The 22727-nt window shown below is 68.7% G+C and carries 23 protein-coding genes; 3 read left to right on the top strand and 20 right to left on the bottom strand.

Annotated features, from left to right (window positions below; translation table 11 throughout):
- Positions 1–26: 26 nt before the first annotated feature.
- The 4 genes from AC06FD_RS14250 to rpmB all read right to left on the bottom strand — a co-directional run bounded on the left by AC06FD_RS14250 (position 27) and on the right by rpmB (position 3836).
- The gene (locus AC06FD_RS14250) at positions 27–1409 is read right to left on the bottom strand and encodes an FAD/NAD(P)-binding protein (protein WP_478078166.1); all 1383 of its coding nucleotides are present in this window, start codon (positions 1407–1409) and stop codon (positions 27–29) included.
- A gap of 44 nt (positions 1410–1453) precedes the next feature.
- Positions 1454–2872, bottom strand: coding sequence for a cardiolipin synthase (gene cls, locus AC06FD_RS14245; RefSeq protein ID WP_259209425.1), 1419 nt, complete (start codon positions 2870–2872; stop codon positions 1454–1456).
- A 549-nt stretch (positions 2873–3421) separates the two neighbouring features.
- On the bottom strand, positions 3422–3589 hold the full coding sequence (gene rpmG / locus AC06FD_RS14240) for a 50S ribosomal protein L33 (protein ID WP_172407465.1): 168 nt from the start codon (positions 3587–3589) through the stop codon (positions 3422–3424).
- Between the two features lie 10 nt (positions 3590–3599).
- A complete protein-coding gene (gene rpmB / locus AC06FD_RS14235; RefSeq protein WP_005411638.1) occupies positions 3600–3836 on the bottom strand; it encodes a 50S ribosomal protein L28 in 237 nt (78 codons plus the stop codon).
- A gap of 292 nt (positions 3837–4128) precedes the next feature.
- Between rpmB and AC06FD_RS14230 the strand changes: the two genes are divergently transcribed.
- Entirely contained in the window at positions 4129–5370 is a 1242-nt protein-coding gene (locus AC06FD_RS14230) for a glycosyltransferase (protein WP_478078165.1), read from the top strand.
- A 228-nt stretch (positions 5371–5598) separates the two neighbouring features.
- Here AC06FD_RS14230 and AC06FD_RS14225 read toward each other — a convergent pair whose 3' ends face one another.
- From AC06FD_RS14225 to AC06FD_RS14155, 15 genes are all read right to left on the bottom strand, one after another.
- Entirely contained in the window at positions 5599–6093 is a 495-nt protein-coding gene (locus AC06FD_RS14225; RefSeq protein WP_259209410.1) for a hypothetical protein, read from the bottom strand.
- Positions 6094–6274: 181 nt separating this feature from the next.
- The gene (locus tag AC06FD_RS14220; protein ID WP_478078164.1) at positions 6275–9454 is read right to left on the bottom strand and encodes an efflux RND transporter permease subunit; all 3180 of its coding nucleotides are present in this window, start codon (positions 9452–9454) and stop codon (positions 6275–6277) included.
- A gap of 38 nt (positions 9455–9492) precedes the next feature.
- Positions 9493–10473, bottom strand: a complete 981-nt coding sequence (locus AC06FD_RS14215) for an efflux RND transporter periplasmic adaptor subunit (protein WP_478078163.1) — start codon at positions 10471–10473, stop codon at positions 9493–9495.
- The gene (locus AC06FD_RS14210; RefSeq protein WP_478078162.1) at positions 10470–11762 is read right to left on the bottom strand and encodes a TolC family protein; all 1293 of its coding nucleotides are present in this window, start codon (positions 11760–11762) and stop codon (positions 10470–10472) included. Before AC06FD_RS14210 ends, AC06FD_RS14215 begins: the two co-directional genes overlap by 4 nt.
- A gap of 56 nt (positions 11763–11818) precedes the next feature.
- The gene (locus AC06FD_RS14205; RefSeq protein ID WP_394163097.1) at positions 11819–12190 is read right to left on the bottom strand and encodes a DUF2946 family protein; all 372 of its coding nucleotides are present in this window, start codon (positions 12188–12190) and stop codon (positions 11819–11821) included.
- Between the two features lie 100 nt (positions 12191–12290).
- The gene (locus AC06FD_RS14200) at positions 12291–14066 is read right to left on the bottom strand and encodes a DUF885 domain-containing protein (protein ID WP_478078161.1); all 1776 of its coding nucleotides are present in this window, start codon (positions 14064–14066) and stop codon (positions 12291–12293) included.
- A gap of 170 nt (positions 14067–14236) precedes the next feature.
- A complete protein-coding gene (locus AC06FD_RS14195; RefSeq protein ID WP_259209398.1) occupies positions 14237–14578 on the bottom strand; it encodes a lipid-A-disaccharide synthase N-terminal domain-containing protein in 342 nt (113 codons plus the stop codon).
- On the bottom strand, positions 14578–15300 hold the full coding sequence (locus AC06FD_RS14190) for a glycosyltransferase family 2 protein (RefSeq protein WP_259209397.1): 723 nt from the start codon (positions 15298–15300) through the stop codon (positions 14578–14580). The genes AC06FD_RS14195 and AC06FD_RS14190 overlap by 1 nt, the downstream gene beginning before the upstream one ends.
- Positions 15301–15387: 87 nt before the next feature.
- On the bottom strand, positions 15388–16353 hold the full coding sequence (locus tag AC06FD_RS14185) for an NAD-dependent epimerase/dehydratase family protein (protein WP_478078160.1): 966 nt from the start codon (positions 16351–16353) through the stop codon (positions 15388–15390).
- A 51-nt stretch (positions 16354–16404) separates the two neighbouring features.
- Positions 16405–17133 (bottom strand): suppressor of fused domain protein, encoded by a 729-nt coding sequence (locus tag AC06FD_RS14180; RefSeq protein ID WP_259209392.1) that lies wholly within the window; start codon positions 17131–17133, stop codon positions 16405–16407.
- A 41-nt stretch (positions 17134–17174) separates the two neighbouring features.
- The gene (locus tag AC06FD_RS14175) at positions 17175–17483 is read right to left on the bottom strand and encodes a helix-hairpin-helix domain-containing protein (protein WP_478078159.1); all 309 of its coding nucleotides are present in this window, start codon (positions 17481–17483) and stop codon (positions 17175–17177) included.
- Positions 17484–17518: 35 nt separating this feature from the next.
- The gene (locus AC06FD_RS14170; RefSeq protein ID WP_259209388.1) at positions 17519–18442 is read right to left on the bottom strand and encodes a ParB/RepB/Spo0J family partition protein; all 924 of its coding nucleotides are present in this window, start codon (positions 18440–18442) and stop codon (positions 17519–17521) included.
- On the bottom strand, positions 18442–19239 hold the full coding sequence (locus tag AC06FD_RS14165; protein WP_259209386.1) for a ParA family protein: 798 nt from the start codon (positions 19237–19239) through the stop codon (positions 18442–18444). Before AC06FD_RS14165 ends, AC06FD_RS14170 begins: the two co-directional genes overlap by 1 nt.
- Positions 19240–19449: 210 nt before the next feature.
- On the bottom strand, positions 19450–20088 hold the full coding sequence (gene rsmG, locus AC06FD_RS14160; RefSeq protein WP_478078158.1) for a 16S rRNA (guanine(527)-N(7))-methyltransferase RsmG: 639 nt from the start codon (positions 20086–20088) through the stop codon (positions 19450–19452).
- A 388-nt stretch (positions 20089–20476) separates the two neighbouring features.
- Positions 20477–21076, bottom strand: coding sequence for a 4'-phosphopantetheinyl transferase family protein (locus AC06FD_RS14155; RefSeq protein ID WP_394163085.1), 600 nt, complete (start codon positions 21074–21076; stop codon positions 20477–20479).
- 90 nt (positions 21077–21166) lie between these two features.
- Here AC06FD_RS14155 and AC06FD_RS14150 point away from each other — a divergent pair, with 90 nt between their 5' ends.
- Positions 21167–21418: a GlsB/YeaQ/YmgE family stress response membrane protein gene (locus AC06FD_RS14150; RefSeq protein ID WP_259209379.1), complete on the top strand. Its 252-nt coding sequence runs from the start codon at positions 21167–21169 to the stop codon at positions 21416–21418.
- 57 nt (positions 21419–21475) lie between these two features.
- Here AC06FD_RS14150 and xth read toward each other — a convergent pair whose 3' ends face one another.
- Entirely contained in the window at positions 21476–22243 is a 768-nt protein-coding gene (gene xth / locus AC06FD_RS14145; RefSeq protein WP_478078157.1) for an exodeoxyribonuclease III, read from the bottom strand.
- A 94-nt stretch (positions 22244–22337) separates the two neighbouring features.
- On the opposite strand from xth, the gene AC06FD_RS14140 reads away from it, so the two are divergent.
- Positions 22338–22673, top strand: a complete 336-nt coding sequence (locus AC06FD_RS14140) for a hypothetical protein (protein ID WP_478078156.1) — start codon at positions 22338–22340, stop codon at positions 22671–22673.
- Positions 22674–22727: the final 54 nt, after the last annotated feature.

The raw sequence follows: 22727 nt of genomic DNA, 5'->3' as shown, positions 1-22727 counted from the left end.
AACCCCGCCCATCGCGCCTGCCGGGTTCAGGCCACGGCAGCGCGCGCGGCCTGCTGCGCCTGCCCGCGCAGCTCGGGGATGGCCAGGCTTTCCCACAGCGTGCCGATGCGCAGGCTGCCGACCACCTGCACCGCCGGATGCGGCTGGCCATTGGCATCCAGCAGCTGGCCGTGCTCGACCGAGGTATCCAGTCCAAGCCCATGCGGACCCGGGCGCGCGTGGCCGTCGGCCAGCAACTGCTGCACCAGCGGATTGCGCATCGCGGTGGCGCGGGTTTCCACGCCGGTGGCGTTGATCAATGCGCTCACCTGCAAGGGCGCGAGGCTGCCATTGGCGCCATGCGCGTGCACCTGCAGGGTACCGTCCAGCACCAGCACCGTATCGAGGCGGGCGCGGTGGCGCTGCAGCTGGCCGGAACGCTCCAGCGCGTCCACCTGCGCGTGCACCTGTTCGGCGATGCGGTGACGGTGCACGTCCCAGTAGCGCACGACGTGGCGCAGGAAACGGCGCTGGTCGGCCGCGTCCAGGCCCCGCCACAGCGCCTGGCCAAGCGGACGGATCCTGTCCATTACCGCCTGCCACGGCAGGCCCTGTGCGGCAGCGTCGCGTGCGTGGCCGCGCAGGACGCGCAGTTTCTGTCGCAGTGGCATGGCCAGCAGGGGTTGCGGATCGAATGTGGCCGCGCCGCCGTGCGCGTGCGCCAACGGCAGCAGCGCGTGACGCGACAGCACGTGGATGCGGCCGCGATGCCCGGCGTTGGCCAGCGCCACCACGCTGTCGGCCATGCTCAGGCCCGAGCCGATGATGGCCAGGTCGCCATCGCCGGCCAGCAGGCGTACGCCGTCGTAATCCCAGGCATCCACGACCTTGCCCGGTGGCAGGGCCTCGGCGCCCGGCACCGGCAGGGGCCGCATGCTGTTGCCGCAGGCCAGCACCACCTGGCGCGCCTGCCACTGTTCGCCGCTGGCCAACGTCAGCTGCTGGGACTGCGGGCCCGGCTGCAGGCCGAGTACCGCCGCGTGCACCACCTCCAGGCGTGCCGCACTGGCCGCGCCTGCCTGTTCCAGGCGTGCCTGCAGGTAGTCGGCGTAAAGGCGCCGCGGCGCATAGTCGGCGGCGAGCGCGTCGCGCGACCGGCCCGGGAACGCGTCGACCTGCAGCAGGTAGGCCAGGAAATCATCCGGCGCGTCCGGCAACGCGCTCATCTTGCGCACCGGCACGTTGAGCAGGTGTTCGGGCCATGGCGTGCCGTAGGCGATGCCCTGGGCCAGCGCCGAGGCCGGTTCGAACAGGGCGATGTGCAGCGCACGGGAGGCGCTGCGCAGGGCCTGCAACGCGACCAGCACGCCGGCCGCACCGCCGCCGACGATGGCCAGGTCGCACTGGCGGGAGATATCGGATGCGCTCATGGCCAGCATTGTAGGCGATGCCTGCGCGTGCGCTGGCAACGCGCTCACATCAGCGCGTCCGCCAATCGCGCGATGCCTTCGCGGCTGCGTCGCCACGCCGCACGCTGGCGCCAGGTGTCCAGCGTGAGGTGGCGGGACTGCAGCAGGTAGTCGCTTTCGATCTGCAGCAGCTGGGCGACGATGCCGGTGTCGTAGCAGAGCATGCCGATCTCGGCGTTGAGCGCGAACGAGCGGATGTCCAGGTTGATCGAGCCGACCAGCGCGATGTCTTCGTCCACGGTGAGGTGCTTGGCATGCAGGAAGCACGGTTCGTACAGCGCGATGCGCACGCCCGCGCGCAGCAGCTCGTCGTAATAGGCCTCCTGCGCCCACGCGGTGAGGCGCTGGTTGTTGCTGGCCGACAGGATCAGCTGCACCTGCACGCCGGACAGTGCGGCGATGCGCAGTGCGCTGAGGGTGGCCTCGTCGGGCACGAAGTACGGGGTGACCAGCACGATCCGCCGGCGTGCGAGGTGGATCAGGGCATTGACCGCATCACGCGCGTTGCTGAAGGGGTAGGCGGGGCCGCTGGGCAGCAGCTGGGTGGCCACGTCGGCCGAGCACACCGGTACCGCGGTCATGACGTCCAGGCGCTGGCCGGTCTCCATGTACCAGTCGCTGGCGAACACCGCCTCCAGGTGGGCCACGCCGGGGCCGCGCACGCGCGCGACCAGTTCCTTGTTGGGGAACCCCGGCACGAACTGTGGCTGGGCCAGGTTCTGCGAGCCGATGTAGCCGACGCGGTTGTCGATGACGGCGATCTTGCGGTGGTTGCGCAGGTCCATGCGGCCACTGCGGCGCCAGCGCAGGCCGCCAGGCAGCATCGCGCGCACGTCCACGCCCAGGGCCTGCAGCCGATGCCGGTAATGGCGCAGGCCGCGCTTGGCACCCACTGCGTCCAGCAGCAGGCGGCAATGCACGCCGCGAGCGGCGGCGCGCTGCAGGGCCTGCACGATCGCCTCGCCGACCGCGTCGTCGAGCATCAGGTAGTACAGCAGGTGGACGCGGTCGCGGGCCTGGTCGATATCCTCGATCAGGGCCTGCAGCGAGGCGTCATAGTCGACGAGCAGTTCGACCGCGTTGCCGTGGATGGGCATGAAATCGCCCTGGCGCTCGATCAGCGGGACGATTTCGGCGGTGGCGGTGTCGGGCAAGGGGGTCCAGCGCAGCGGCGGCTGCAGCGCCTGTTCCTCGCGGATGACCTGGGACGCCTCGGCCTGGCGCTGTACGCGCTGACGCGACAGCCATGGGTGGCCGAAGAGCAGGTACAGCGGCAGGCCCAGCAGCGGCACGAAGCCGACCAGCAGCAGCCAGCTGCGCGCGGCGCCCGGCGTGGTGCGGGTGGGGATCCAGAACAGCGCGGCCAGCCGGATCAGCCAATCCAGCATCAACAACCAGGAGCCCAGCAGCCACTCGAACAGCATCGCGTCGCCCGTCGGGAGGTATGCAGGCATTCTGACATGGGCGGTGTATGCACCCGGTAGTGCCGGCTGCTGGCCGGTTCCTTGTCGTTCGGTCTAAGGCGCATTCGATGCCGCGATGAAAAGACTTCTCCCATGGAGGGGAGCGTCTCGTTCGAAGGGACGTCGCAGATTGAATGCGGCGATATGCGTGTAGCCGGGTAGCGCGGGGGCCGTATGGATGGCGGTGTCTTCGTTCGGTTCTGTCGCGAGCGTGAGGGCCCCGCAGCAGCCGGTAGGCCCCTGGCGTAGTGTCCCCCGGCCTGGCGGCCTCCTCCTTTATTTTGCCCAGGAGCCTACCGGCCGCTGCGGCGCTCGGCTTGCGGAAACGAGCGGGAAAGCTGGCTTCTGAGGGCCGTCGGTGGGTTGGGCGCTGGGCCCGACCCACCGACCGCTGCGCTAAAAAAGATTCACAGCGCGCTTCGTGCTTGCCACGCAGATGAAAGAAGAACCAAAAAAAAACCCGCCACGAGGGCGGGTCTTTTTTCGGGGAAGCGCAAGCATCCTTGCGGATTACTTGATCTTGCCTTCCTTGTACAGGACGTGCTTGCGCACGACCGGATCGTACTTCAGGAATTCCATCTTCCCGGGGGTGTTCTTCTTGTTCTTGTCCGTCGTGTAGAAGTGGCCAGTGTTGGCCGTCGAAATCAGACGGATCTTGTCGCGCTTGCCTGCCATGATTAGTTACTCCTCAGACCTTTTCGCCGCGCGCACGCAGCTCAGCCAGAACGGAATCGATACCGTTCTTGTCGATGGTGCGCAGGGCATGCGCGGAAACACGAAGCTTGACCCAGCGGTTCTCGCTGGCAACCCAGAAGCGGCGCTCGTGCAGGTTGGGCAGGAAACGACGACGGGTCTTGTTGTTGGCGTGCGAGACGTTGTTACCCGTCTGCACTCGCTTGCCGGAAACTTGGCATACGCGGGACATTGCGCACCTCGATGAAAGTAATTGTCAGCCCATAGCCCGGGCGACGGCGGCCTCGGCGGTTTCCCGCCACACGTCATGAGAATCAAAGGGTTACGCTGTCGAGGGCGGGCCGGATGACGTGTTCCCGGCCGCCGATCCAAAGGTTTTTGGACACAGCGAGCCGCGCATTATGCCGCAGCCCCCGGGCCGGCGCAAGTTGTCCACAGGGCGGCGGCGGTCTGGCTACGCCGCCTGTTCGCGCCGCCACTGCAGCGGGGCGGCAATACTGGCCCCCCCCCACCGGATCCCCCCCATGCGGCTGCTCGTCGTGACCTATGGCACCGAAGGCGACACCCGCCCCCTGGTGATGCTGTGCCACGGCCTGATCGCCGCCGGCCACGAGGTGATGCTGCTGGCCGAAGGCGGCACCCTGGGCAGCGCGCGCGCCCTGGGCGTACCGCATGCGGCGCTGGAAGGGGACATCCATGACGACGTGGTGGCGCTGGTATCGCGCGGCAACGACACCCTGGCCGCTTCGCGCGGGCTGGCGCGGATGGCCCGCCAGCACGTGCCGGCGTGGATGCGCCAGGCCGACGCGGCCGCGGCCGGCTGCGATGCGGTGCTGACCGGTGGACTGGCCGCGTTCGTGGGCATGTGCGTGGCCGAACGCCACGGCCTGCCGGTGATCGGCGCCGGCATGATCCCGCTGACCCCCACGCGCGCGTTCCTGTCCCCGTTCCTGCCCCGGCTGCGCCTGCCCGGCGCGCTCAACCGGCTCAGCTACACGCTGGTCAACCAGGCCGTCTGGCGGACCTTCCGCCAGCCGATCAACCACGCCCGGCACGCGTTGGGCATGCCCCCGCGCCGCACGCTATGGCGCGACCTGCCGATGCTGTACGGCATTTCGCCCACCCTGCTGCCGCCGCCCCCGGACTGGCCCGCCGACCACCGTATCTGCGGCCAGTGGCGCGCCCCGGACCTGGCCTGGCACCCGCCGGCGGACCTGCAGGCCTTCCTCGACGCCGGGCCGGCGCCGGTGTACCTGGGCTTTGGCAGCATGACCGGCTTCGATCGCGACCACGTGCTGCCCGCCCTGCTGCAGGCGCTGGCACCGCGCCGGGTGCTGCTGTTTCCCGGCTGGGCCGGCGTGCCCAGCGGCACCCTGCCCCCGCAGGTGTTCGTGGTCGGCCCCACCCCGCACGAGGCGCTGTTCCCGCGCTGTGCGCTGGTGATCCACCACGGCGGCAGCGGCACCACGCATTCGGCCTGCCGCGCCGGCGTGCCCTCGCTGGTGATGCCGTTCGCCGCCGACCAGTTCTTCTGGGCGGATCGGTTGCAGCAGTTGGGGGTCGCGCCGGCAGCGTTGTCGCCCAAGCGGCTGGATGCGGCCCGGCTGGCCAGTGCCATCGCTGTTGCAGAGCGGGCTGACACCCGATCGCGTGCCAACTCGCTTGGCCGGGCGATGACGGTCGAAGATGGGGTGGCCAACGCTGTCGCCCAGATCGAACGCTGGTTGGGCATCATCCCGGCACGTGAACTGGCAAGAGGGCCTTGAAATGAACATTAACGGGGCGCCCCATCCGGTTTTACATGGCTCCAACCGCATGCGATCATTCTCCCCAAGCACTGCTGATCGGGACCTGGCAACAGGAAGGTAGTGCCGCGGAGTCGGGCATGCCCTGTACTTTCCTCAGCCTTTGGCGGGATAAGCGAAAGCCGACGCGATAGAGAATCACCGAGAACGAAATTTGAAAGCGCCCCAGCGATGGGGCGCTTTTTTCGTTCAGGGGCGATGGATGCCCAGCTTGGCGGCAAGTACTTTGACCACACGAAACAAACCATGCCCATGCGGGAGTACTTGGCCCTGCCAATCGCGGTTGTAGGCGCTGGCCACCCAAACGTGCGCCCGGTTCTGCTCGGCGCGCCGCGTGATCCGGGTCCAGATGATGTCGCCATGGCCCATATCGGTGCAAAAGTACTGTTCGCGCGCCTGCCCGCGAACCTGGTGCACGTGCCGGCGAACTGACGCTTCGAAAAACGGACCGCGCATGTAGCGTGCGACGTCGTGACTCAACCGATAGCGATCCACGCAGAAGTAGCGCTCTTCAATGTGATGCTCGAATCGAGGGCCCTTGCCCTTCTGGTCGGTGAAAAGGTGGAAGCTGAACATCACATCCACCTCGACCCGCGTTCCGTACACCATCACCGAGACAGTGAAAGGATCCAGATGCGTCAGGTCGTAGATCTGTGTGCCGATCTGGAATTGCCGATACGACACTGCCGCTCTCCTTGCGCCGGCCTGCTGGCTGAGCGGTTGATGTTAGCGGCGATGGTCGAGCCATTAACGCGACGCATGCCACACGTCGAACAGCACGCTGACGGCAATACAGATCTGCCGCGCAGCAGGCACGTTGTCGCGTGCCTGCTGCGTCACGGTTCATTCGACCAGTGGCCAGGTGCTACCCGACAACCGGGCCAGCCTCCTTCCGATGCAACCAGCGGTACAACACCGGCAGCACCAGCAATGTCAGCAACGTGGACGACACAATGCCGCCTATCACCACCGTGGCCAGGGGGCGCTGCACCTCCGAGCCGGCGCCGACGTTGAAGGCCATCGGCACGAAGCCCAGCGACGCCACCAGTGCGGTCATCAGCACCGGACGCAGGCGGCCGAGCGCGCCGTCGCGCACTGCATCGGCCAAGGGCAAGCCGCCATCGCGCAGGCTGCGCACGAAGCTGATCATCACCAGGCCGTTGAGCACCGCCACGCCGGACAGCGCGATGAACCCCACGCCCGCGGAAATCGACAGCGGGATCCCGCGTGCGGCCAGGGCAAGCACGCCGCCGGTGAGCGCCAGCGGCACGCCGCTGAACACGATCGCGGCATCCTTGACCGAACCAAATGCCCAGAACAACAGCGCGAAGATGATCGCCAACGTCACCGGCACCACGATCGCCAGGCGCTGGCTGGCCGAGATCAGCTGTTCGAAACTGCCGCCGTACTCGATCCAGTAGCCGTTGGGGACCTGCACGTCGCGACCGATACGCTGCTGCAGCTCGGTGACGAAACCGCCCAGATCACGGTCGCGCACGTTGGCGGTGACGACGATGCGGCGCTTGCCGTTCTCGCGGTTGATCTGGTTGGGCCCCTCGGTGTTGCCCAGCGTGGCCAGCTCGCGCAGCGGCACGGTGCGTGCGCTGCCACTGCGCCAGCTGCCGGCGCGACTGGATTCGTCGGCATCGTCGGCCAGCGCGGTCTCCAGCGAGACCGGCAGGTCGGCCAGCGCGGCCGGGTCCTGGCGCAGCGCTTCGGGCAGGCGCACGACGATGTCGAAGCGGCGGTCGCCTTCGAACAGCTGGCCGGCCACCTGGCCGCCGACGGCGGTGGCCACGGTCGATTGCACCTGCCCCGGGTTGAGTCCGTAGCCGGCCAGCGCGGCGCGGTTGGGGGTGACGGTGAGCAGTGGCAGGCCGCTGGTTTCCTCCACCCGCACGTCGGCCGCACCGGGCACCTTGCCCGCCACTGCCGCAATCCGCTTGCCCACCGCCAGCAGCGTGTCCAGGTCATCGCCGAACAACATCACCGCCACGTCCGCCCGCACACCGGAGATCAGCTCGTTGGTGCGCATCTGGATCGGCTGGGTGAACTCGTAGTTGTTGCCCGGCAGCTGCTCCACGGCCTCTTCCAGTTCACCCAGCAGTGCCGCGCGCGACTTGCGCGGGTCCGGCCAGTCCTTGCGCGGCTTCATCATGATGAAGGTGTCGGCCACCGAGGGTGGCATCGGGTCGGAGGCCACCTCGGGCGTGCCGATCTTGGAGAACACCTTGTCCACTTCGGCGAACTGCACCAGCCGGTTTTCGATCTGCTTCTGCATCTGGATCGACTGGGTCAGGCTGGTGCCGGGGATGCGCATGGCGTGCATGGCGACGTCGCCCTCGTCCAGGTTGGGCACGAACTCGCTGCCCAGCCGCGTGGCCAGCAGGCCGCAACCGACCACCAGCACCAGCGCACCGGCCACCATCCAGCGGCCACGACGCAGCGAGAACGCCAGCAGCGGTTCATAGCGCCGGCGCACCCATGCCATCAGGCGGTTTTCCTTCTCCTGCACGTGGCCGCCGAGGAACAACGCGATCGCCGCCGGGACGAAGCTCAGCGCCAGCACCATCGCACCGGTCAGCGCCAGCACCACGGTGATCGCCATCGGGTGGAACATTTTCCCTTCCACGCCGGTGAGCGCGAAGATCGGCAGGTAGACCGCGGTGATGATGCCCAGGCCGAACAGGCTGGGGCGGATCACTTCGGCTGTCGCACGGGCGGTTTCGGCGAAGCGTTCGGCGCGGGTCATGTCACGGCCGAGGGCGTGCTGGCGTTCGCCGAAGCGGCGCAGGCAGTTCTCGATGATGATCACCGCGCCATCGACGATCAGGCCGAAGTCGAGCGCACCCAGGCTCATCAGGTTGGCCGACACGCCACCGCGGGCCATGCCGGTCAGCGTGAACAGCATCGCCAACGGAATCACCGCCGCGGTGATCAGCGCGGCGCGGAAGTTGCCGAGCAGCAGGAACAGCACCACGATCACCAGCAGCGCACCTTCGACCAGGTTCCTGGCCACGGTCGCGATGGTGCGGTCCACCAGCGCGGTGCGGTCGTAGCTGGCGGTGACGGTGACGCCCTCGGGCAGGCTCGCCTGCGCCTGCTGCAGCCGCGCAGCTGCGGCCTGGGCGACCTCGCGGCTGTTGGCGCCGATCAGCATCACCACGGTGCCCATCACCACCTCGTGGCCGTTCTGGGTGGCCGCGCCGCTGCGCAGTTCCGGCCCATCCTTGACCTCGGCCACGTCGTGCACGTGGATCGGCACGCCTTCGCGCCGGGCCAGCACGATGTTGCCGATCTCCTCCAGGTTGGCCACCTGGCCGGGGATGCGCACCAGGAACTGCTGGCCGTTGCGCTCGATGTAGCCGGCGCCGACGTTCTGGTTGTTGGCCTCCACCGCCTGCGCGACGTCTTCCAGGGTGAAACCGAGCGCACGCAGCCGCGCCGGGTCCGGGGTGATGTGCACCTGGCGCTGGAAACCGCCAATCGTGTTGACCTCGGTCACGCCCGGCACGTTGCGCAGCTGCGGCCGGATCACCCAGTCCTGCAGGGTGCGCAGGTCGGTGGCGGTGTACGGCGTGCCATCGGCCTTGCGTGCCTTGGGATCGGCGTCGATGGTGTACATGAAGATCTCGCCCAGGCCGGTGGAGATCGGGCCCAGCTGCGGGTCCAGGCCGTCGGGAATCTGCGACTTCACCTGCTGCAGGCGTTCGGCCACCTGCTGGCGGGCGAAGTAGATGTCGGTGCCGTCCTCGAACACGACCGTGACCTGCGACAGCCCGTAGCGCGACAGCGAGCGCGCCTGCTCCATGCGCGGCAGCCCGGCCATCACCGTTTCCACCGGGTAGGTGATGCGTTGTTCGGTCTCCAGCGGCGAGTAGCCGGGCGCGGCGGTGTTGATCTGCACCTGGACGTTGGTGATGTCCGGGGTGGCGTCGATGGGCAGCTGGGTGAAGCTCCAGACGCCGACCGCGACCAGCACGGCGGTGAGGGTCATCATCAACCAGCGATGGGCGATGGAGGCGCCAATGATGCGCTCAAGCATGCGGGCATCCTCCGCGCTGCGCCGCGCGCGGCACGCGATCAATGTTCATGCGATGCCCCCGCCTTGCCGATGTCGGCCTTGACCACGTAGCTCTGCTCGACCACGACGTCTTCGCCCGCCTTCAGCCCCTCGGTCACTTCGACCTGGCCGGCATCGCGCGCGCCAAGGGTGACGGCACGCGCGGTGTAGGTATCGTCGACGCGCACGAACACCACGTCCTTGCCGTCCATGCTCTGCACCGCAGCCAGCGGCACCACCAGCGCGGCCGGCTGGGTGGCCACCACGATGCGTGCCTTGACCGCCGCACCGGGCCGCCAGAGGCCATCGTCGTTGCGCAGCGTGGCGCGGGCCACGGTGCTCTGGCTGGCGGTGGCGGTGCCGGGCAGCACGCGTTCCAGCGTGGTGGTCTGGCTGACGCCGTCGGTCATGCGCGACACGGTGACCGGGACGCCGGCGGTGATGTGCTGGGTATCGTTGCCGAAGATGTGCAGGTCCACCCACAGCGTGGACAGGTCGCCGATCTCGAACAGCGGTGCACCCTCGCCCGCCACGCCGCCGACCTGGCCCTGGCGCGCCAGGACCACGCCGCCGATCGGTGCGCTGACGGTGTAGGTGGTGAGGCTGAGGTTGCTCTCGATGCTGGCCAGCACCTGGCCGGCGCGGACGCTGTCGCCGACGTTGGCACGCAGCGAGCGGATCGGGCCGGGGAAGCGCGCCATCACCTGGGCGACGCGGCCATCGACCGGGGTCAGCAGGCCCTGCACGTCGTGTTCGTCGGCGATGGTGCCGGCAACGACCGGGGCGACGCGGATGCCCGCCTGTTCGGCCATGGCCGCGGCGATGGTGGTGCGCTCCGGCGCGTCGTGGTCGTCGTCGCCGTCGGTGTGGCCGGCGTCGCCATGGCCCTGGTCGGTGTCGGCGGGGGCCGTGGCGGGGGCGTCCTTGCCGCAGCCGGTCAAGGCCAGTGCGGCGAGCAGCAGCGTGGCGGCCAGCGCGATGCGATGTGCGGAACGGTTCATCGGCGGTCCTCCGTGGACACGTGGGGCGTGGGGGTGTCGCTGGCGGCGACCATGCTTTGGCCGGTCAGGCGCTGGATTTCGATCAATGCGGTCTGTGCGGCGATGGCGGCATCGAGCTGGCGTTGGCGCGCGTCGATGCGCATGGCCTGCAGCTGCGCCCATTCCATGTAGCTGATGGCACCGGCACGCCAGGCCTTCTCGGCGGCGTTCTCGGCGCGCTTGAGCTGCGGCAGCACATCGCGCGCCATGCGCGTGACCTCCAGCTGCGCGGTCAGGTAGCGCCCGTGCGCCTCGGCCAGCGTGGCGTACAGCTGCAGCGCGCGCGCGTCGCGTTCGACGCTGTTGAGCGCCAGCTCGGCCTCGGCGGCACGGATCTCCGGCGCGGCGCGGGCGACGCTGCCAAGCGGCAGGCTGAAACCGGCCACGAAGGCGGTGTCGCGGCTGTCGCGGTTGTTGCGGACGCCGACCTGCCAACTGAGATCGGGTCGCGCGGCGGTGCGCGCCAGTTGCACCTGCGCCTCGCGGATACGGCGCTCACCGGCGAGCAGGGCCAGTTCCGGGGTGCGCTGCAGTTCCTCGGCCAACACCGCAAAGTCCTGCAGCGCGGGCAGTTGCAGGGGGTCACCGGTGACCACGTCGAAGCCCGGATCACGCTGCCGCCAGAGCGCGGACAACGCGGCGCGCGCGGACTGGTCGGCCTGGCGCGCGCGATCCCGGTCCAGTTCGGCCTGGGCCAGCATCGCCTGCGCGGTCAGCAGCACCGATTCGGGCGAGGCGCCGGCCTGCAGGCGCAGCCGCGCGGCGGCGACCGCGCGCCTGCGCTGCTCGATGTCGGTGCTGGCGATGCCCAGTCGCTGGCGCGCCTCGGTGATGGCGAGATAGCGGCGGGCGACCTCGGCCAGCAGATCCAGGCGGGCGGTTTCGCGCTGCGGGGCCAGGCTGTCGATGTTGGCCTGGGCCACGGCACGGCGCGCGTCCAGCTTGCCGCCGCGTTCCAGCACGCCGGCCAGGGTGACGGTCAGCTCGGCGCTGCGGAAGCCGCTGGCATCGCCGGTGCCGAGCGCGTTTTCAAGCTCCACGCCGACGGTGAGCGGCGGCGCCAGCGCTGCCGCATCGCGGCGGGCGTCCCAGATCGGGCGCTGCGCATCGGCCAGGCGCAGGCCGGGGTGGTACTGGGCGACGCGCGCGATGGCGTCGTCGAGGGTCAACGGGTCAGGCGTCTTCGTACCCTGCGCATGCACGCACGGCACGAACGCGACGACAGCCAAGGCTGCCAGGCGCATCCACATGGGGAATCTCCAGATAACGGTTCAGATGGACAACGGCGGCGCGCGGCCGCGTGGCATCAGGACGCTATCGGGGGGCGCAGCAGGCTCTCGGGCGGCTGGGTACGCAGTTGCGCGGCCAGGCTGGTCGGTACCGCATGCGCGGGGGCTGCCGGCAGCACCCAGGGCAACGACGCCATCGGCAGCACGCCGCCGTGGCCATGGCAATGGCCGCAATGCACCAGGGTGTGCAGCAGGTCGCCAGCATCGGGGTCGGCGTCGGGCGCTTCGCCGGCGACGTCATCGGCCCCATGCGCGGCATCGGCATGCAGGCTGATGTGGATGTCGGCCAGCGCCGACGCGGTGGCCGTGCCGAATACGCCCAGGCCGACCGCGACCAGCATCAGCAGGCGCAGCAGCAGGGACGGACGCGGGCGGGCATGGCGGAGCATGCCGGCAGGGTAGCCGGCGGCTCGCCCGTTACACAATCGCAGGCGCGGGCCGCGGTTCACGAAGGCGGGATCGGCCATGCGGCGACCGATCCCGCATGGATCAGCCCGCGGCCTTGCGCTGGGCGATGTAGGCCTGGATCTGCTGCTCCAGCACCGGCAGCGGCACCGAGCCCTGCTTGAGCACGGCGTCGTGGAAGCCCTTCACGTCGAAGCGGTCGCCCAGCGCCTTTTCCGCCTGCGCGCGCAGGCGCACGATCGCGATCTCACCCAGCTTGTAGCTCAACGCCTGGCCCGGCCAGGAGATGTAGCGGTCCACCTCGGTGGTCACTTCATGCTCGCTCAACGCGGTGTGGTCGCGCAGGTAGGCGATGGCCTGTTCGCGGGTCCAGCCCTTGTGGTGCACGCCGGTGTCGATGACCAGGCGCGCGGCGCGCCACATCTCGTAGGTGAGGCGGCCGAAATCCTCGTACGGGGTTTCGTAGATGCCCATCTCCACGCCGAGCTTCTCGCAGTACAGGCCCCAGCCCTCGCCGTAGGCGGAGATGTAGGCATTGCGGCGGAACTCCGGCAGCTGGCCCTGCTCGGCGGCCAGGGCACCCTGCAGCGCGTGGCCCGGGTCGGACTCGTGCAGGGTCAGCGCCGGCAGGTTGTACAGCGGGCGCGCCGGCAGGTTGTAGGTGTTGAGCCAGTAGGTGCCCATGCCGCCACGGCCGGCGGTCCAGAACGGGGCGATGTCCGGCGGCACCGGCACGATGGTGAAGCGCGCGCGCGGCAGGGTCATGTACTTGCCGATCACCCCGTCCACCCGCTTGGAGATCCACGCGGCGCGATGCAGCAGCTCGTCCGGGGTCTTGGCGTAGAACTGCGGGTCGGTGCGCAGGAAGGTGAGGAACTGCGCGAAGCTGCCCTTGAACTCGACCTGCTTGATGACCGCGTCCATTTCCTTCTGGATGCGCGCCACTTCCTTCAGGCCGATCTCGTGGATCTGCTGCGGGGTGAGGTCCAGCGTGGTGTATTGGTGGATCTGCTGCTTGTAGTACGCCTCGCCACCAGGCATCGCCTCGGCGGCCAGCGTGGTGCGCGCCTGCGGCACGTACTCGCTCACGAAGAAGGTGCGCAGTTTGGCGAAGGCCGGCACCACGCTGCCGCTGATGGCCTGCCGCGCCTGCGCCTGCAGCTGCGCCTGGTCGGCGGCGGGGATGCTGGACGGCAGCGTCTTGAACGGTGCGTATAGCGGAGAGGCGGTCGGGTCCTTCAGCTCGGACACGGTGGCGATGGAGACCTCGCGGCCGTCCAGCACCGCGCGCGGCACGCTGAAACCGCGCTTGAGCCCGGCACGCATGTTCCCGGTCTGCTGGTCGAAGTAGCGCGGCACATCGTTGAGGCGGGCGATGTAGTTGCGATAGTCCTGCGCGGTCTTCATCTCGCGGCGGGCCATGAAGGACAGGTTCGACCAGAACGAGGAGTCCGCGTTGAACGGCATTTCATAGCCGCCCAGGCGCACCTCGGCGGCCAGGTTGAACACCTGGTCGCGGTAGATGGCGTAGTTGACCTGGTTGTCCGGCGACAGCGCCGTGCGGTCGACCTTGTCGAGCTGGACCAGCACGTCGTCCCAGACCTTCAGCCGCGCCTGCTGGGCAGCCGGGCCCACGTCGGGCATGCGGGTGGCATTGGCCGGGCCGTCGTCGTCCTCGCTGGCCGCACCACCGCCGTCCTGGCGCCACGTCCACTCCTTCTCGTAGATCGCGCGGAACTGCGCATCGGCGGGGCTTTCGGCGGCCAGGCTGGCCGGGGCGGCAGCCGGCGCGGCGGCCAAGGCAGCGCCGGCAGGAAGGGCCAGGGCGAGCAGCAACGCAGCAACGAGCGGTGATTTCACGATCAGGGGTTCCCGTGGGACGGCAAACCCCGATCATGGCACCCGATGCAGGCCCTGTGCATGGATCAAAGGTCCTGCCCGCCACGCGGGCAGGATCGGCGACCGGCCAACGGCCGGGACCCAAGCGCCGCAGGCGCGCGTAGATCCACGCCATGCGTGGATGCCCCTGCCTAATGCGACGCCTTGTCCCGCTTCCACCCACGGTGCTGGATGTCCAGCTTCAGGCTGTACAGCGCGGTGAACGCCGGGAACAGGTTCTGCAGCACGCCGACCGAGTCCTGCTTGGCCGAGAACAGGAAGTAGCTCAGCGTCATCAGGCTGCCGACCACGCTCATGTACCAGAACAGGCGCGGGATCACCGGCTTGCCGGCGCGCTTGGAGGCGACGAACTGCACCAGCCAGCGGCCGCCGAACATCAGCGCGCCGGTATAGCCGATCAGCTTCCAGCCGGTCACGTGCAGGCCGGTCCAGTACAGCCAGGTCAACGGTTGGTCGAGCCAGTGCAGCTCCATCAGCGTTCTTCCACGGCGGTGCGCTTGCTGCGCGTGATCAGCCAGGCCACCCCGCGCAGGTCGCGGATGCCGACCAGGGCACGGCCCAGGTTGTTGTACTTGGATACCCCGGCGGTGCGGTGGCGGTGGTTGACCGGCACGCTGACCGTCTTCCAGCCGGCGCGCTGCATCAACGCCGGCAGGTAGCGGTGCATGTGGTCGAAGTACGGCAGGTCCAGGAAGGCCTCCCGCTCGAACAGCTTGATGCCGCAGCCGGTGTCGGGGGTGTCATCGCGCAGCATGCGCGCGCGGATGGCGTTGGCCCACTTGCTGGCCCAGCGCTTGCTGCCCGAGTCCTGGCGGTTGACCCGCCAGCCGGCGAACAGCTTGACCTCCGGTGCGGCGGCCGCGCGCGCGGCCAGCAGCTTGGGGATGTCGGCCGGATCGTTCTGCCCGTCCCCGTCGAGGGTGGCGATCCAGGGCGCGCGTGCGTGCCGGACCCCGGTACGCACGGCGGTGCTCTGCCCGCTCTGGCTGACGTGGTGCAGCACCCGCAGCTCCGGGTTGGCGGCCTTGAGCCCCTGCAGCACGGCCAGGGTGTCGTCGCGGGAGTGGTCGTCGATGTAGACGATCTCGAAGGCGAGCTGGCCACGCAGGGCCGCGGTGATCTCGTCGATCAGGGGTTTGACGTTGTCGCGTTCATTGAAGACCGGGACGACGACCGACAACAGGGGGTGGCTCATGGTCGGGCTCTGCGAATGGCCAGTATCGAAAACGAGCGCGCATTGTCCGCACCCGGGGTTATCCAAAGATGAATGCGGAGCCGTGTGTCAGGCGTGATCGCCGAAATAGTCCCGGCACCAGGCCACCACCGGCGGCAGGCCGCGCTCGATCGGCGTGGCCGGATCGTAGCCGAAGGCGTCATGGGCGCGCGTGGTATCGGCCATGGTGCGGACCATGTCGCCGGGCTGCATCGGCTTGTAGACCTTGCGTGCCGGGCGTCCGGCGGCGGCTTCGATGACCCCGATGAAATGCTCCAGCTCGATCGGGGTGTGGTTGCCGAGGTTGAACACACGGTGCGGCACGTCCTCGCCGGACGGATGCGCCAGCGCGCCGAGGATACCGGCCACGATGTCGGAAACATGTGTGAAGTCGCGCTGCATTTTGCCGTCGTTGAACACGTCGATCGGGCGGCCGGCCAGCACCGCGCGCGAAAACAGCAGCGGGGCCATGTCCGGGCGGCCCCAGGGACCGTACACGGTGAAAAAGCGCAGGCCGGTGGCATGCAGACCATACAACTGCGCGTAGGTATACGCCATCAGCTCGTTGGCGGCCTTGGTGGCGGCATACAGCGAGCGCGGCTTGTCGATGCGTTGGTCTTCGGAGAACGGCGGGGTGGCCGAGTCGCCATACACCGAGCTGCTGGAGGCATAGACCAGGTGGGCCACGCCGCGGTGCCGGCACAGTTCGAGCATGTTGACGAAGCCGACCAGGTTGCTGTCCACGTAGGCGTGCGGGTTTTCCAGCGAGTAGCGCACCCCGGCCTGCGCGGCCAGGTGGATCACCCGGGTCGGCTTTACCTCGTCGAACAGCGCGGCCAGGCCGTCGCGGTCGGTCAGGTCGAGCACGCGGATGTCCGCGTCCGGGCACAGCGCGGCGACGCGGTCGCGCTTGATCTGCGGGTCGTAATAGTCGTTGTAGTTGTCCAGCCCGACCACCGTTTCACCCGCGTCGAGCAGGGCACGGACGGTGTTGGCGCCGATGAAGCCGGCAGCGCCGGTGACGAGAAGGGGCATGGCAGAGGTCCTGGAAATTCCTGTGGACAGGATATCGCCGATGCGCCGGGCTCAGAACAGCCCGAAGCGCTTCCTGGCGGCGTTCACCCGGCCAGGTTCGATGATGTCGCTGATGCCCTTGGCGTCGAAGCGGTCCAGCAGGGCGTCGCTGCCCTTCTTCAGTTTCAGGGCCAATTCTTCCGGATACAGCGGCACGATGGACATGAACACGATGGTTTTTTCATCGTTGATGACCAGATGGCCGAACGCCTCGGGGGCGGTGACCGGCGGCAGCACGATCGCGCCGTCGAAGCCCACGCCCGGCGCATAGGGTTCGGCCGGGTGGCCGTTGGGCACGGTGTGGCCGAAGCCCAGCCAGGTATCGAACTTGTGCGGCAGGCGCGCCAGCACCTTGAGCAGGCGGATCGGCCAGTAGTGGCGCTCGTCCTCGAAGTCGGCCTGCTGCAACGGCCAGTCGGCCGGCAGCGTCACCATCAACTCCATGTACTGCGGCGAACCTTCCGCGCCAGCCGACAGGGTCATCGGCAGATCGCTCATGCCCGACGTCACCAGCCGCAGGTGCGGGAAATCCTCCGTGGCCGGCACCACATGCACGTCGATGTGCACGGTGTCGGACACGATTTCATGGAATACGTGGGCGATCGGGCCGAGATGCTGCTCGATATGCGCGCTGATCTGTTCGATGCATGCATCACCGGCAGCCGGCGCGAAGTCGCTGGGTCGGGTGTGCATCAGCATCGGACTACCGCCCGGGCTTACGTCATCGTAGGGAGTGCTCATGCACGGCTCCTTGTTGGTGGCCAGCGCCTGCCAGGGACGCATCACCGCAAGGTGAGCGGTGCATCCTTGGCCAGCGTGGCCTTGCGTTCCTTGCTGAAATCCCACCAGGGGCGCGGCGCTTCGCCCTGCATGAAGCGCAGGATCGACAGGAACACGTCGATCACGCACGGGTCGTGCATCACGCCAGTACGCAGGCACAGCTGCGCATACATGTCATAGGCATCGCGACCGCGCAGGTGCGCGGGGACGCGGATGCCGATCAGACGCAGATCTTTCTCACAGGCCGGCCCGACATTCGGCAGGTCGGTCAGACGCAACAGATGGTTGCGGTCGACCTTGGTGGGGTTCATTACGGTGGGGTAATCCTCTTGCGCAGGCGGGGGACTCAGCCCTTCTGTACGCGGAGTCGTTCGAGCACGCCATCCAGCGTGTCCAGGTCGGTGTAATGGATGATCAGCTTGCCCTTGCCGCCACGGCCGTGGTTGATCGCCACGCGTGCGCCCAGCGACTCGGACAGTTCGGTCTCCAGCGACGCGATATCGGCCTGCGGCGCGCTGGCGGTAGGCTTCTTGCGCAGTGCTCCCGGCACCTTGCCGGCGGCGAACTGCTGCGCGCGGTGCTCCACTTCGCGCACCGACCAGCCCTGGTCGGCCGCTTCCTGGGCGAGCTTGCTGGCCAGTTCCGGGGCCAGGGTGAGCAACGCACGCGCGTGGCCCATTTCCAGCCGGCGGGTTTCCAGCAGCAGGCGGATGGCGATCGGCAGCTCCAGCAGGCGCAGCAGGTTGGACACCGCCGCGCGCGAGCGGCCGACGGCCTGGGCGGCCTCGGCGTGGGTGAGCGCGAATTCGCTGATCAGGCGCTGCAGGGCCTCGGCTTCTTCAAGCGGGTTGAGGTCTTCGCGCTGGATGTTCTCGATCAGCGCCATCGCGATGACGGTGCGGTCTTCCAGTTCGCGCACCACCACCGGCACTTCGTCCAGGCCGGCCAGCTGGGAGGCGCGCCAGCGGCGTTCGCCGGCGACGATCTCGAAGCTGTCCGGGCCGAGCTGGCGGACCAGGATCGGCTGGATCACGCCCTGCGCCTTGATCGACTCGGCCAGCTCGGCGAGCTTGGTTTCGTCCATGTCGCGGCGTGGCTGGTACTTGCCCGGCTGCAGGTGGCCCACCGGCAGCTTGCGCAGCACTTCACCGGGCAGCGGCTCGACCACGGCGGCAGCCTGCACCTGAGTCACCGCGCCCTTGGGCCCCAGCAGCGCATCGAGGCCGCGGCCGAGGCCGCGTTTCTTGCCGAGGGCGGGCTTGGTGCTCATCAGGCGGTCTCCAGGGCCTTGTCGGCCTTATTGCGTTGTTGGTGGCGGCGGATGATTTCCCCGGCCAGGCCGAGGTAGGCGACGCCACCGCGCGAGGCGCGGTCGTAACCGACGATGCTCTGCCCGTGGCTGGGCGCTTCGGCCAGGCGCACGTTGCGCGGCACGATGGTGCGGAACACGCGGTCGCCGAAGTGGTCGGTGAGTTCGGCCGACACCGCGTTGGCCAGGTTGTTGCGCACGTCGAACATGGTGCGCAGCACGCCCTCGATCTCCAGGCTGGGATTGAGGTTGGCGCGCAGCGCTTCGATGGTTTCCACCAGCGCGCTCAGGCCTTCCAGCGCGTAGTACTCGCACTGCATCGGCACGATCACCGAATCGGCGGCGGCCAACGCGTTGAGGGTGAGCAGCGACAGCGCCGGCGGGCAATCGATCAGGATGAAGTCGTATTCGTCGCGGACCGGGGCCAGGGCGCGCTTGAGGCGCTGCTCGCGTTCGCCCTGGTCCATCAGCTGGATCTCGGCGGCGGTCAGGTCGATGTTGCCCGGTAGCAGGTCGAAGCCTTCCGGGGTGGTCACGCGCACTTCGACCGCGGTGGCTTCGCCGAGCAGCAGGTCGCAGGTGGAGGCGGCCACTTCACGCTTGTCCACGCCGCTGCCCATGGTCGCATTGCCCTGGGAATCGAGGTCGACAAGGAGCACGCGCTTGGGTGCAGCAGCCAGGGAGGCGGCCAGATTGACGGCGGTCGTGGTCTTGCCGACGCCACCTTTCTGGTTGGCGATGGCGATGATGCGGGCCATGCGGGTGAGCCTCATCGGCAGGGAGTGGGACTGGTCATTATGCGTATATGGGGCGTGTCATGCACTGTGAGATGCGCGCCGGGCCGCGCCCGCGACCGGCCGGGGACGCAAGGGATGCGCCCGGTGGACAGCGCAACGGCTGCTGTGACGGGCGCTGCCGCCGATATCCGCCCGCGTGCCGGCAAGGGCGCTGGCACGCAGGCGGTGGCCTCAAGGACCGGCCACGACCACCAGATGGCGCTCGCCGGTGAGCCCGGGCACGTGCAGCGGCAGTACCTGCTCGACCTGCCAGCCGCTGGGCAGCTGGGCGATTTCATCGTGCGGGTGCACGCCCTTCATCGCCAGCAGGCGGCCGCCGGGCCGCAGCAGGTGGCCGCCGACCTGGATGATCCCGGCCAGGGTATCCATGGCGCGCGCGGTCAGGTGGTCGTAGGCGCCGGGTTCGGCCAGGGCCTCGGCGCGTGATTCGGCGACGCGGGCATTGCCCAAACCCAGCTGGCGGACGGCCTCGCGCATGAAGCGGGCCTTCTTGCCATTGCTTTCCACCAGGGTGACCTGCAGCTGCGGGCGGGCGATCGCCAGCGGGATGCCGGGCAGCCCGGGGCCGGTGCCGAGGTCGGCCAAGGTGCCGCTCTCCAGGAACGGCTGCATCGCCAGCGAGTCGAGCAGGTGGCGGGTGACCATCTCCATCGGATCGCGGATGGCGGTGAGGTTGTAGGTGCGGTTCCAGCGGTCGAGCAGGGCCAGGTAGGTCAGCAACGGCGGCGCCAGGGCGGCATCCAGGTCCATCGCGGCCAGGCCACGCTCAAGCGCTGCGGCCACGCCGGCCGGGAGTGTGTGTTCGGTCATGGGGCGATTATCGCAGGTCGACAGCGGGGCAAGGGCAAGGGCGGCACACGGATTCCCCCACGGAGGGCGGGCGTCGATCCCGCCCACGGGTAGAGCCGAGCCATGCTCGGCTGGCCTTGGTAGAGCCAAGCCACGCTCGGCTGGCCTCGGTAGAGCCGAGCCATGCTCGGCTGGCCTTAGGTAGAGCCAGGCCACGCTCGGCTGGCCTTAGGTAGAGCCAAGCCACGCTCGGCTGGCCTTGGTAGAGCCAAGCCACGCTCGGCTGGCCTTAGGTAGAGCCAAGCCACGCTCGGCTGGCCTTGGTAGAGCCAAGCCACGCTCGGCTGGCCGCGCGCAGCGCGGCAATGATCGGCGCCTTCAGCAGGCCATCGCACGGCAGGCCTTTCGCTCAGACGGCGTGCCAGGCCAACGCGGCGCGGAAATCATCGGCCGCGGCCCATTCGTGCAGGTGCCAGCGCGCGGCGTCGCCCAGCTCGGGGTCGCACCAGGCCAGGTGCAGGGCGGCGTCGGGGGCTGGCGCCAACTGCAGGCGGTGCAGGCCGAAGGAAATGCCCTGCCCCTGTGCCTTGAGGATGGCCTCCTTGGCGCACCAGACCCGGAAGAACCAGCGCTGGCGGGCGTCTTCGTCCAGCCCAAGCAGCCAGTCGACCTCACCAGGGTGGAAGAAACGCTCGATGATCTCGCGCATGCGCGGCCGCGGCCGCAGCGGCTCCAGGTCCACGCCCAGGCGCACGCCCTCGCCCAGCGCGACCAGCAACCGGCCGTGGCTGTGGCTCCAGCCGGTGCCCAGGTGCGCAAACGCAGCGTGCAGCTCCGGGCGGCCACGCGGGTCGCGCTGCAGCGGCAGGGTGTCCGGGTCGGTGCCGAGCTGCCCCGCCAGCAGCACCCGCGCCTGCGGCTCGCCGCGGGTGCCGTTGACGTGCGGCAGGCACCAGACCGTGACCGGGCCGAACCGCCAGGGACCGCCGAGGCCGCTATCGGTGCTCATGCGTGCGCGCGGTGAGGACGGCTGCACGGTGATTTCACGGGCGCTGCCGTCAACTGGTGCCGTCGTTCACACCACCTGGGAGTCAAGACTATGGGCATCATCATCTGGTTGATCGTTGGTGGCATCGTGGGCTGGCTTGCCAGCATCATCATGCGACGCGACGCGCAGCAAGGCATCATCCTCAACATCGTGGTCGGCATCGTCGGTGCACTGATCGCCGGTTTCCTGTTCGGCGGTGGCATCAACGAAGCGATCACCATCCGCACGTTCCTGTTCTCGTTGATCGGCGCAGTGATCCTGCTGGCCATCGTGAACCTGTTTACGCGCAAGAGCATCCGCTGACCAACGCGCGATGGAGTCAAGGACAGGGCCCGGCATTGCCGGGCCTTGTCGTTTCTGTCACCCCAGCTGCACCCAGGCCGGCGCGTGGTCGCTGGGGCGGTCCCAGGTGCGTGGCTCACGGTCGATGCCCGAGGCGATGGCGCGGGCCTTGAGCGCATCCGAGACCAGGGTGAGGTCGATGCGCAGGCCCAGGTTGCGGCGGAAACCGGCGGCGCGGTAGTCCCACCAGCTGAAAATGCCTTCTTCCTCGCTGTGCAGGCGGAAGGCGTCGTGCAGGCCCAGCTGCAGCAGCTTGTTCAGCGCGCCACGCTCGGCGGTGGAGGTCAGGATGTGGTTCTCGTTCCAGACCAGCGGGTCATTCACATCGCGCGCGTCCGGGGCGATGTTGAAGTCGCCCATCACCACCAGCTCCGGGTACGTGGCCAGCTCGGCCTCGACCCAGGCGTGCACGGCCTCCAGCCAGCGCAGCTTGTAGGCGTACTTGTCGGTGCCCACGTCCTGGCCGTTGACCACGTAGAGGTTGATGATGCGCACGCCGTTGACGGTGCCGGCGATGACGCGTTTCTGCTCGTCCTCGAAGCCCGGGATGCCGATCTGCACGTCCTGCGCCGGCTCGCGCGAGAGCAGCGCCACGCCGTTGTAGGTCTTCTGCCCGGTAAACACGCTGCGGTAGCCCAGCCCGGCCAGCACCGCGTCGGGGAACTTGTGGTCCTCCATCTTGGTTTCCTGGATGCCGACCACGTCCGGCGCGAACGCGGTGAGCCACTGTTCCAGGTGCGGCAGGCGCACGTTGAGCGAATTGACGTTCCAGGAGGCGATTTTCATGGGCGCCATTCTACCGGGTCGTGCCAGCCGTTGGCCGGCAGCCGTGGGGCCTGGTTCCACGCTAGGCTGTGGGCCCTCATCGCACGCAGACCCCATGGACGCAGACACCTTCGTCGCCAACTGGTACGCCGAGAAAGAGCAGCTGCTGGCCGCCGCCTGGACCCCGGGCACGGCGTCCGCGGCAAGGATCGCGTCCATGGCGCTGTCACCCGGGCAGGCGCAAGCGTTGCGGGACATGCTCGACGTGTTCATCAGCGATGCCATGTACACGCTGCTGCTCGGACTGGATGGCAGCGCCGCACTGGGAGGCGACCAGCGCCACTACACGCTGTTGGACGAAGATGGCTCGGTGGTCGCGGAAGAAGGCGATCTGGAGGCTGCTGCCTATGCGTGGTTCCACGAAGGGCGGCGCTCGCGGCCTGGATCCTGATCGTTCCTGTCAGTCGGGCTGATTCGGGCCGGTCCGGACGTGGTTGCGCGGTCG

This window comes from Stenotrophomonas sp. Steno-Z1 (assembly GCF_056393175.1).
The sequence above is the reverse complement of the archived record's forward strand: the minus strand, read 5'-3'. Positions and strand labels throughout refer to the sequence as shown.

Excerpts from the sequence above, each read along its gene's own strand:
- AC06FD_RS14250 (WP_478078166.1), bottom strand. The coding sequence starts at position 1,409 with ATGAGCGCATCCGATATCTCCCGCCAGTGCGACCTGGCCATCGTCGGC.
- cls (WP_259209425.1), bottom strand. The coding sequence starts at position 2,872 with ATGCTGTTCGAGTGGCTGCTGGGCTCCTGGTTGTTGATGCTGGATTGG.
- rpmB (WP_005411638.1), bottom strand. The coding sequence starts at position 3,836 with ATGTCCCGCGTATGCCAAGTTTCCGGCAAGCGAGTGCAGACGGGTAAC.
- AC06FD_RS14230 (WP_478078165.1), top strand. The coding sequence starts at position 4,129 with ATGCGGCTGCTCGTCGTGACCTATGGCACCGAAGGCGACACCCGCCCC.
- AC06FD_RS14220 (WP_478078164.1), bottom strand. The coding sequence starts at position 9,454 with ATGCTTGAGCGCATCATTGGCGCCTCCATCGCCCATCGCTGGTTGATG.
- AC06FD_RS14215 (WP_478078163.1), bottom strand. The coding sequence starts at position 10,473 with ATGAACCGTTCCGCACATCGCATCGCGCTGGCCGCCACGCTGCTGCTC.
- AC06FD_RS14210 (WP_478078162.1), bottom strand. The coding sequence starts at position 11,762 with ATGTGGATGCGCCTGGCAGCCTTGGCTGTCGTCGCGTTCGTGCCGTGC.
- AC06FD_RS14205 (WP_394163097.1), bottom strand. The coding sequence starts at position 12,190 with ATGCTCCGCCATGCCCGCCCGCGTCCGTCCCTGCTGCTGCGCCTGCTG.
- AC06FD_RS14195 (WP_259209398.1), bottom strand. The coding sequence starts at position 14,578 with ATGGAGCTGCACTGGCTCGACCAACCGTTGACCTGGCTGTACTGGACC.
- AC06FD_RS14190 (WP_259209397.1), bottom strand. The coding sequence starts at position 15,300 with ATGAGCCACCCCCTGTTGTCGGTCGTCGTCCCGGTCTTCAATGAACGC.
- AC06FD_RS14185 (WP_478078160.1), bottom strand. The coding sequence starts at position 16,353 with ATGCCCCTTCTCGTCACCGGCGCTGCCGGCTTCATCGGCGCCAACACC.
- AC06FD_RS14180 (WP_259209392.1), bottom strand. The coding sequence starts at position 17,133 with ATGAGCACTCCCTACGATGACGTAAGCCCGGGCGGTAGTCCGATGCTG.
- AC06FD_RS14175 (WP_478078159.1), bottom strand. The coding sequence starts at position 17,483 with ATGAACCCCACCAAGGTCGACCGCAACCATCTGTTGCGTCTGACCGAC.
- AC06FD_RS14170 (WP_259209388.1), bottom strand. The coding sequence starts at position 18,442 with ATGAGCACCAAGCCCGCCCTCGGCAAGAAACGCGGCCTCGGCCGCGGC.
- AC06FD_RS14165 (WP_259209386.1), bottom strand. The coding sequence starts at position 19,239 with ATGGCCCGCATCATCGCCATCGCCAACCAGAAAGGTGGCGTCGGCAAG.
- rsmG (WP_478078158.1), bottom strand. The coding sequence starts at position 20,088 with ATGACCGAACACACACTCCCGGCCGGCGTGGCCGCAGCGCTTGAGCGT.
- AC06FD_RS14155 (WP_394163085.1), bottom strand. The coding sequence starts at position 21,076 with ATGAGCACCGATAGCGGCCTCGGCGGTCCCTGGCGGTTCGGCCCGGTC.
- AC06FD_RS14150 (WP_259209379.1), top strand. The coding sequence starts at position 21,167 with ATGGGCATCATCATCTGGTTGATCGTTGGTGGCATCGTGGGCTGGCTT.
- xth (WP_478078157.1), bottom strand. The coding sequence starts at position 22,243 with ATGAAAATCGCCTCCTGGAACGTCAATTCGCTCAACGTGCGCCTGCCG.
- AC06FD_RS14140 (WP_478078156.1), top strand. The coding sequence starts at position 22,338 with ATGGACGCAGACACCTTCGTCGCCAACTGGTACGCCGAGAAAGAGCAG.